Source organism: Roseibium sp. RKSG952 (assembly GCF_009711355.1).
In genome coordinates this window covers 1-527 of record NZ_SMMF01000296.1, presented here as the reverse complement: position 1 = coordinate 527, position 527 = coordinate 1, and the positions used below count along the sequence as shown (strand labels likewise).

Sequence of the window (527 nt, the reverse complement as noted above, 5' to 3'; positions counted from 1 at the left end):
GCTGGCCACGATGAGATCCGCGATGCCGATCGCCTAATCATATTTGCGCGCTCAAAGGCGCACTGAGTCAGACGGTCTGACCGGCATCGAGGTGTCGCCCCTCGGGTTCATCACGCTTTCGCACCTTGCCGTATTATCCCGGCGCTGGGACGCCGGGAATTCTTTTCCTAAGCCGTCGCCATGATCGCCGGAGCTCGGTATGTGCCTCCTTTGACGAGAAGCGCCCATATGGTACGTGCCATCTTGTTGGCCAGCGCCACTGCGGCCACCTTGTAGGGACGGCGCGCCATCAAGGAGAACACCCAGGCGGGTAGCTTCGCGCCTCTGCGGGCTTGCTTGAGGATCGACGTCGCACCGACAATGAGCAGGGTGCGCAACTGCTTGTTGCCCCTCTTCGAGATCTTCCCGACTCGCTCCTTGCCTCCGCTCGAGTTCGATCTTGGTGTGATGCCGATCCAGGCGGCCAGATCCCGCCCGGTACGGAAGGCTGCCGGATCCGGGACGGTGGCGCGAACGGTCGCAGCGAT

The 527-nt window shown here is 62.6% G+C and carries 1 protein-coding gene; it reads right to left on the bottom strand.

Going from position 1 to position 527, the window contains the following annotated elements; genetic code table 11:
- Nucleotides 1–167 precede the first annotated feature (167 nt).
- On the bottom strand, nt 168–527 hold a 360-nt coding region (locus E1297_RS00765; protein WP_155132680.1), incomplete at its 5' end, for a transposase.